We start from the raw sequence: 7,973 nt of genomic DNA, 5'->3' as shown, positions 1-7,973 counted from the left end.
ATTTTTATACGAAAGCATCGTATAAAAATCACCTAATTCCTAGTGATGTTAAAAATGATCTAGGCGCGATGCTGGAGCATAAATTTGAAGTGGGCGTACCTAGCATACCGGTGTGGAAAATTTCACTCGAGGCACCGAACTATCCGAAGGAGGCCTTCCCTGATGGAATTCCACTTTACGTCCACGTTGACGGCTTTAGCGGCGATGTCGGCGAGATGAATACCCTAAATCACTATATCGGCATGTATCCCGTCTGGCGCGGCGGCACGCTCGAGCACTCGCTATCGCCGTATTATCTAATAATCGCTACGATCGGTATGCTTGCGTTTTTGTACTATGATGGCAAGGGGCAGACCCTGCTTATGATCCTGCCGATCATTGCGCCGCTTATCTTCATAGGCTGCTACGTGGGCTGGCTGTATTGGTTCGGGCACAACCTGCAAGACTGGGGCGCGTTTAAAATAAAGCCTTTTATGCCTACAGCATTTGGCGACGGCAGCGTGGCGCATTTTACTACCCATTCATATCCGGCTCTTGGCTTTTGGCTGATGCTGGCCCTGTCGCTGCTATCGGCGTTAGCTCTACTATCTAAGAAAAAATTCCTACGAGAGCATAGATGAGGCTTTTGCTTCTAGCATTCTCGCTCGCGCTAAGCTTAGGCGCGGGCGAGCTTCAAGACGCGATCTATAGCGCAAAAGCGGGCGATATTATAGAACTAGCCGCGGGCGAGTACCACGGCAATATTTTAATCGATAAACCCCTTACTATCGACGGACTAGACCGCTCCGCCGTGATCATAGGCGATCGCAACGGAACGGTCATCCGCGTCCGCTCTCCGCATGTTACAATCAAGAATTTAACAATTCAAAACGGAGGCTTCGAGCATCTTAGCGAGGATGCAGGGATCAACGTAAGCGACGTAAACAGCGTAATCATAAAAAATAATCTCATCAAAGACGTGCTCTACGGCGTCGTGCTAAGCAAGGCAAACGACGTAACGATCGAGGGCAACGAAATTTCAAGCAATACCTACCGCACGAGTTTTAAAGGCGACGGCATCAAGCTTTGGTATTCCAATGCCAATAAAATTTTAAATAACGACGTCCACAACGTCCGCGATACCGTTTTTTACTTCTCAAACGGCAATCTCGTCGCAGGCAATAAAGGCCACAGTTGTCGCTATTCGCTGCACTTTATGAACTCCGGGCATAACGTCGTGGAGGATAACTACTACGACGGCAATAGCGTGGGATTATTTTTTATGTTTTCAAGCGATAATATCGCCAGACGTAACGTCGTGCGCAACGCAGACGGCGCTTACGGCGTAGGCATAGGTATGAAGGATAGCTCAAATTTCAGGGTTACGGATAATAAAGTCGTTTACAACGCCCGCGGATTTTATCTGGATCAATCCCCCTACCAGCCGGGCTCGCTTAACGTTTTTGAAAACAACGATATCGAATACAACAGTATCGGCGTGCAATTCCACGCCACGCAGCTAAAAAGCATCTTTAAAGACAACAAATTTAAAGGCAATATGGAGATTGTGCTAAACGATACGCCCCAATCCAAGCTTTTAGAAAACGAATGGAGTGGTAACTACTTCGACGATTACGACGGATTTGACCGCGACGGCGACGGTTACGGCGACGTTAGCTACAGCTCATATGCTTATGCCGACAGACTTTGGGCGCATAAGCCAAGCGTGCGGTTTTTTTACGGCTCCAGCGGGATCGCGCTTTTAAATTTCATCTCCAAGCTCGCTCCGTTTTCAGAGCCTGAGCTACTGCTAAAAGATCCAAAACCTAGGATGAGGCAATGATAAAGAATAGACGCGAAGCGATAAAACTACTCGGCGGAGCGCTCGGGACACTCGGGGCAGCGAGCTTGTTTGCGGATGAAAATTCTGCAAATTCCGCGGGCAGTGAAGCGCAAAATTTAAACGAGCAAAATTCCGTAAATTCTGCGGGGCAAAATTCCGCGCCGAATTCCATAAAACAAAATTCTAGCGGGAATTCCGCCTCTTTATATCTGCGCCCGCCCGGAGCGCTAGCGGAACGAGGCTTCCGCTCTAGCTGTATCAAGTGCGGTCAATGCGTGCAGGTCTGCCCCTATCACAGCATCTATCTGCTCGATATTACGCATCTTTTTGATATCGGCACTCCCGTTATCGACGCGAAAGAGCGGGGCTGCTATCTTTGCGGCGCGCTTCCTTGCGTGCTCGCCTGTCCAAGCGGCGCGCTTAGCCACGAGACGAACGAGCCTAAAAAGGTTAAAATGGGTATCGCCGTGATTGAAAATTTAGATGCCTGTTTGGCGTATCGCGGGCAGGTTTTAAAATCGGACGATCTGCACCCAAAGCCCGCCAAGACCGAGCAGGAGCGCGAGCTAAACTCAGCGCTGGCGGCGAAAGAGGACAAACCCTGCGATCTATGCGCGTCGCTGTGCCCTTACCCGCAGCCATTTGATGCCATAGCTATGATAAAAGCGGGCGCGCATTTCGCCCCGCAGATCCGTAGCGCTTGCGTCGGCTGCGGCGCGTGCGCAGAGCTCTGCCCGGCGCGTATCATCGAGATAATCCCGCGGGCGGATTACAAATCAATCTATGAAGGAAAACAATGAAAAACTCCATTAAATTCTACCTCTGCTCGCTAGCTGCGGCGCTTTTGCTGTGCGGCTGCGGAGATGACGGTGATTCAAGCTCCGCCGCCGCAAATTCTGCAGGGCAAAATTCTGCGGATCAGAATTCCGCGAGTGTAAATTCCGCATCGCAGAGCGTGGAACAAAATCATACTGCAAAGCCTCGCATCAGCGTTAAAAGCGGCGAAGCGCCCAAGAAGGACGATAAGTTCGTAAGCTACGATTTTTACGGCGAGCGAAAGGTAAATTTTAACCTAAACGGCGACGTGAACGAAACGACCAAAAATATCGTGGCGTATTCGAGCATCAAAAATCAATATGAAAAGCTAAATTTCGATCTGATGAAAAAGCGCCTCGGACATGATTTTATCCTGCGCTGTTCGGCGTGTCACGACGACTATGCCAATGGCATCATAGGTCCGTCGCTTCTGGATAAAACCGACGCGCAGATCGTGGATATGATTAAAAAGTATAAATTCAAAGAAAAGCCTAACCCGCTTATGGTACAGCTCGTAAACGGCATGAGCGAGCAGCAGATAGAGACGATGGCGAAAGAAATTTACGAGTTCAACAAACAATTTAAGGAGCAGAAATGAAACCGGGCAAAATTTTAGCTTTGATTTTGGGTGTAGCACTGATCGCGCTGATGATCTTTATGGCTAGTTCGGACGATTCTAGCGCGCCGCAGCAAGAAGTCAAGCCGCAGGCACAAACAAAGCCAGCGCCGCAGAGCAAAAGCGTCGATCTTATCGACGATAAGGACGTAAAAAATATTAAAATTTTGCAGCAAAGCGTCAAAGAGCGCGATTTTAAGGTTAGTAGCTCCTATCTGGTAAGCTGCGCGCCCTGCCACGGCGACGACGGACGCGGCAAGATCGCTCCGCCGATCGGAGGCAAGAGCAAGGATCAAATTTTAGCAAGCCTCAAAGATTATAAAGCGGGCAAGATCAAAAACAGCCTGATGAGCGGACTTTTAACCAACGTAAGCGACGAGAGTCTAGATAAGCTCGCGGATGAAATTTCAAAATTTAAAGAGTAGGTCTTGGATAAATATAATTCGCGATGCACGATCAAAAATACGAGCTTTTTCTCGACCTTCGCGCTTAAAAACAGAAGTGGCAAACTGCGCCCCAGCATTCGGGCTCTGCGCTACGCCACGGTATTTTTGGTGCATCTGCTTTTCGTGCTTTCCTTTCGCGCGGATATTCAAATTTTAGAGGGAGACATCAGCGGCTCACGTATTTTGGGCTTTCACCTGGCAGATCCCTTTGCCACTCTTGAGGTGATCGCCGCGCACAAGGATCTGCCGACAAATCTTCTCATCGGCTCGGGCACCATCTTGCTGTTTTATTTCATCGCGGGCGGCAAGGCGTTTTGCTCGTGGATCTGCCCTTACGGAGCGCTTAGCGAGATCGGCGAAAAGCTGCATAATACGCTAATTTCAAAGCACGTCATCAAGGAGCGCGCCCTGCCTCGCGGTATGCGATATGCGATCTGGGCGGCGTTTTTAGCGCTAAGCGCTATTACGGACCTGCTCGTTTTTGAAATTTTTAACGTAGTTGGAATTTTATCGCGCCTCATCATCTATGGCTTCTCGCTGGCGGGGCTTTGGATCGTTTTTGTGTTTTTGCTCGAAGTGTTTTTTAGCAGGCGAGCGTGGTGCACTCATCTATGCCCGTTAGGAAGCACCTATTCGCTTGCGGCGAAAGCGAGCCTAAGCAAGATTACTTGGGATAAGAGTAGGTGCGATCACTGCGGCGTTTGCCAAGACGTCTGCTTCGTTTCGCACGTGCTGGATATCACCAAAAAAAAGGCATCCGAAAACCTAGGCGATAAGACGAAATTTATGTTAAAAGGGATAGACTGCACGCTATGCGGACGCTGTATCGACGTGTGTCACCAAGACGCACTGAGCATCGGCAATAAGCTAAAAGATATGATCTAAGGAAGCCTATGATAGAGATTAAAAACGTAAGCAAGAAATTCGCAGATCAATTCGTTTTAAAAGATATCGATCTAAATATCGCGGACGGCGAGCAAGTGCTTTTCGTCGGGCAAAACGGCGCAGGCAAAAGCTCGCTGATGCGGACGATTTTAGGCGAATACATACCGACAAGCGGCAGCGTCGCTATCGACGGATTTGATTCGTTTAAGCAGCGCAGCCGCGCGCTACGCGGTATCAGCTTCGTGCCGCAAACCCCGCCGCCACTTAAGCTGAGTCTAAATGAGCTCATCTATTTCGCCGAGTGCACGGCGGATGCGAGCAGAGCAGATATCGTAAAATTTTGCGACGAAATGGAGCTTGATCTAAGTTCAAATTTAAACAAGCCATTTCATAAGCTATCCGGCGGTATGAAGCAGAAATTCTTAATCGCGCTAGCATTCGGCAGATCTAGCAAGGCGATGATTTTCGACGAACCGACCGCCAATCTCGATCCGAGCGCGCGCGAGCGTTTTAAGACGCTTTTGCACAACCACGCAAAAGATAAGAGCTTGATCTTTATCTCGCACAGGCTCGAGGAAGTGGGAGGGCTGGTAAAAAGAATGATTTCAATGGATCTAGGGAGGATCGTAGATGACAAAAATGTTTAAAATTATGCTTTGTGCGCTTGCGGCGCTTACGTTTTTAGGCTGCGGCGACGAGAAGGACTACGGCAACGTCCATTACGACAGAGACGTATGCGAGCACTGCCAGATGGCGATCAGCGACAACCGCTTCAGCGTCGATGTGCGCGTGGACGGCAAAAACCACTACTTCGACGACATCGGCTGCTTGGTGGATTTTATGGTTACCAACGACAAGTTAAATTGGCTGAAGGACGCCAAAATTTACATCAATGACGCTAGCGGCAACGGCGAGTTTATCGACGCACGCACGGCGCATTTTTACAAGGGCTTTAAAACCCCTATGTCGTTCGGCTGGGGTGCGTTTAAAAACAAGCAAGAGGGCAAGCAAGACTTCAGCTTCGATCAAGTAGTCGCGGCGCTTAAAGCAGGCGGCGGCTCGCACGGCATGGGAATGGGCGATATGGGTCGCGATGCGCACGGCAATATGGGAAGTATGCACGATCATGGCGATATGGGCGGCATGAAAGACCCTCACTCCGCAGAGCACGGCATGAATGAGCCTAAGCATGATATGGGCGGCGGCGATGCGGGCAGCACGGCTCACTCTCAAGGTGCGCCGCACGATATGAGAGATATGCACGAGAGTAACGGCACGGCGCACGATATGCATTCGGGGCACGCGCATTAAGGCCGTTTGCTTAAGACGGATTTTAAAAGGCTAGGATTTTGCGCTAAATTTAAAACGTAAAATTTCAGCGCATCGCCCACGCTGCCATAGATGAGATAAAATTTTACTTTGCAGCGTCGTGAATGACGGATAATAGTCGACGCTGAACGACGCGATGTTTAAGCACACTGCGAACCGGAGCCGTAAATTTAAAATTTATGCGCGGTTCGCGGTCGCGGGCGGGCACGAGGCAAAGCTAGGCTTAAAAAACGACCGCAAAATTTCATCTCGCGATGCGGCTAAATTTAACGCATGGCGCGAGATTTCGTTCTGCCGAATTAAAATTTACGCGGACGCTCCGGTTTAAAATTTCGCCGTAAATTTAAAATTTATCCGGCGCGGAATTCGCCGCTTCGGGATTTTTAGAATTTTAAAATTTTATGCCGCGAGATACGCCCGGCTTTGAAATTTTACGAAGCTGAAATTTAAGCAGTTCCATTAAACGGCTAAATTTTAAAACTGCGGCAGATGAGGGATAGTGGATAGCAAACGACGCGCTGTTTGCAGGCGCCGCAAGCGAGCCGTAAATTTAAAATTTATGCGCGAGGCGCAGTCGCAAGCGGCGGATAAAATTTTGCCGCCCATCTAAACGCTAGACGGGCAAAATTTAAGGCCGCGAAATCCGCGTTGCAAAATGAGGCTAAAATTTAAAGACGGGCGGCGCATTTAAGCCGCGCGAGAAATCTAAATTTAAAAGCGCACCGAGGCGCAAAAAAGGAAAAAGAATGAAAAATTTACTCACCATCGCCGCTTTGGATATCAAAGAGTCCTTCCGCTCGCGCTGGTTTTTGCTCTATCTGCTGATCTTTAGCGGGCTCGTGGCGGCGTTTTTCATCACGGGGGTGACCGACTCGCGTGTGCTCGGCTTTAGCGGGCTTTCGCGACTGCTACTGCTGTTTATTCAGATCTGCATCATCATCCTGCCCGTCTTCGTGCTCGTCACCACCAGCAAGGCGATCCTAGCCGATCGCGACCTAAATATCTTAGAATACCTGCTAAGCTTCCCGATCTCGCAGGCGCAGTATTATTACGGCAAGGCGCTGGGAAGGCTATTTGGAGTGTTCGTGCCGATATTTTTGTCGCTGCTGCTTGCGATCGTTTGGGGCGCGATCAAAGGCACGGGCATTCCGTGGGCGATCTGCCTGCTTTATACGGGGCTGCTTTTTAGCTTGTGCGCGGCGTTTTTAGGGATCGCATTTTTGATCTGCGCCGTCTCAAAAAGCCAAGAGATGGGGCTTGGGCTCGTGTTTTTCGTCTGGCTTTTCTGCCTTGCATTTTTGGATCTCGTGCTGATCGGACTGCTCGCAAAAACGGGAGTGAACGAAAATTTGATCTTTGCGATCGCCCTAGCAAACCCGATGGAGGACTTCCGCATCGCCGCTATTAGCCTATTTGATCCCGATCTTGCGGTCATCGGTACGACGGCATATTTTATCCTAGATCACTTCGGGCGCGGGCTTTTCATCGCCTTTTCGCTGCTCTATCCGATTGCGCTGGGCGCGGCAAGCCTGATTTTGGGTTATTTTATCTTTAGATCAAAGGATTTGGCGTGAAATTTCCACTCATTTTAGCGGCATTTATAGCGCTTTACAGTGCGGCGGAGATACAAAATTCCGCGCTACAAAGCTCCGGCTCGGCACAAAATTTAGGCACGCCTGATAGTACGGGCTCCGACTCGGCGCAGAATTCTAAAAGCGTGCGCGAGCCTGCGTGGCTCAAAGACGTAAATCTTACCTGCGCCAAATATGGCATCGATACTAGCGCGCACCCTGAATTTCGCGCCTATGCAAGACTCAAAGACGGCAGCGCGCTAGCGTTTGCTTCGCCCAAGGCAATGTTTGCATATTTTTTTGAAAGTGGGAGCTCGAGCGCAAATTTTAGCGGAGCTTCCGCTGGAGCGAATTCTGAGAGCAAAAATCAAGCTAGCGGCAATTTAGGCGAGGCAAATTCCACTGATGCGAATTTCGGCGGTGCGGAACTTTACGTCACCGATTACGCAAGCGGTGAAATTTTGCGGGCGCAGGACGCGTTTTATGTT

Annotated in this window: 10 protein-coding genes; all 10 read left to right on the top strand. The window is 49.7% G+C overall.

Features of this window, described 5'->3' with window-relative positions; all coding sequences use genetic code 11:
* The coding region (locus Q0257_RS01735; RefSeq protein ID WP_298020802.1) for a cytochrome C at positions 1–620 on the top strand (620 nt) is incomplete at its 5' end.
* Entirely contained in the window at positions 617–1,822 is a 1,206-nt protein-coding gene (locus tag Q0257_RS01730) for a nitrous oxide reductase family maturation protein NosD (protein ID WP_298020799.1), read from the top strand. The genes Q0257_RS01735 and Q0257_RS01730, both read left to right, overlap by 4 nt.
* Positions 1,819–2,622, top strand: coding sequence for a 4Fe-4S dicluster domain-containing protein (locus tag Q0257_RS01725; protein ID WP_298020796.1), 804 nt, complete (start codon positions 1,819–1,821; stop codon positions 2,620–2,622). The genes Q0257_RS01730 and Q0257_RS01725 overlap by 4 nt, the downstream gene beginning before the upstream one ends.
* Positions 2,619–3,236, top strand: a complete 618-nt coding sequence (locus tag Q0257_RS01720) for a hypothetical protein (protein WP_298020793.1) — start codon at positions 2,619–2,621, stop codon at positions 3,234–3,236. The genes Q0257_RS01725 and Q0257_RS01720 overlap by 4 nt, the downstream gene beginning before the upstream one ends.
* On the top strand, positions 3,233–3,679 hold the full coding sequence (locus Q0257_RS01715; protein WP_298020790.1) for a cytochrome C: 447 nt from the start codon (positions 3,233–3,235) through the stop codon (positions 3,677–3,679). Before Q0257_RS01720 ends, Q0257_RS01715 begins: the two co-directional genes overlap by 4 nt.
* Before the next feature lie 3 nt (positions 3,680–3,682).
* Positions 3,683–4,585: a NapH/MauN family ferredoxin-type protein gene (locus Q0257_RS01710; RefSeq protein ID WP_298020788.1), complete on the top strand. Its 903-nt coding sequence runs from the start codon at positions 3,683–3,685 to the stop codon at positions 4,583–4,585.
* 8 nt (positions 4,586–4,593) lie between these two features.
* Positions 4,594–5,232 (top strand): ABC transporter ATP-binding protein, encoded by a 639-nt coding sequence (locus Q0257_RS01705; protein WP_298020785.1) that lies wholly within the window; start codon positions 4,594–4,596, stop codon positions 5,230–5,232.
* Positions 5,216–5,896 (top strand): hypothetical protein, encoded by a 681-nt coding sequence (locus Q0257_RS01700; RefSeq protein ID WP_298020782.1) that lies wholly within the window; start codon positions 5,216–5,218, stop codon positions 5,894–5,896. The genes Q0257_RS01705 and Q0257_RS01700 overlap by 17 nt, the downstream gene beginning before the upstream one ends.
* Before the next feature lie 764 nt (positions 5,897–6,660).
* Positions 6,661–7,488 (top strand): ABC transporter permease subunit, encoded by an 828-nt coding sequence (locus tag Q0257_RS01695; RefSeq protein WP_298020779.1) that lies wholly within the window; start codon positions 6,661–6,663, stop codon positions 7,486–7,488.
* A partial coding sequence (locus Q0257_RS01690) for a hypothetical protein (RefSeq protein WP_298020776.1) occupies positions 7,485–7,973 on the top strand: 489 nt, incomplete at its 3' end. The genes Q0257_RS01695 and Q0257_RS01690, both read left to right, overlap by 4 nt.

Source organism: uncultured Campylobacter sp., from assembly GCF_938018035.1.
Lineage (GTDB): Bacteria > Campylobacterota > Campylobacteria > Campylobacterales > Campylobacteraceae > Campylobacter_B.
The sequence above is the reverse complement of the archived record's forward strand: the minus strand, read 5'-3'. Positions and strand labels throughout refer to the sequence as shown.

Excerpts from the sequence above, each read along its gene's own strand:
- Q0257_RS01725 (WP_298020796.1), top strand. The coding sequence starts at position 1,819 with ATGATAAAGAATAGACGCGAAGCGATAAAACTACTCGGCGGAGCGCTC.
- Q0257_RS01720 (WP_298020793.1), top strand. The coding sequence starts at position 2,619 with ATGAAAAACTCCATTAAATTCTACCTCTGCTCGCTAGCTGCGGCGCTT.
- Q0257_RS01700 (WP_298020782.1), top strand. The coding sequence starts at position 5,216 with ATGACAAAAATGTTTAAAATTATGCTTTGTGCGCTTGCGGCGCTTACG.
- Q0257_RS01695 (WP_298020779.1), top strand. The coding sequence starts at position 6,661 with ATGAAAAATTTACTCACCATCGCCGCTTTGGATATCAAAGAGTCCTTC.
- Q0257_RS01715 (WP_298020790.1), top strand. The coding sequence starts at position 3,233 with ATGAAACCGGGCAAAATTTTAGCTTTGATTTTGGGTGTAGCACTGATC.
- Q0257_RS01705 (WP_298020785.1), top strand. The coding sequence starts at position 4,594 with ATGATAGAGATTAAAAACGTAAGCAAGAAATTCGCAGATCAATTCGTT.
- Q0257_RS01730 (WP_298020799.1), top strand. The coding sequence starts at position 617 with ATGAGGCTTTTGCTTCTAGCATTCTCGCTCGCGCTAAGCTTAGGCGCG.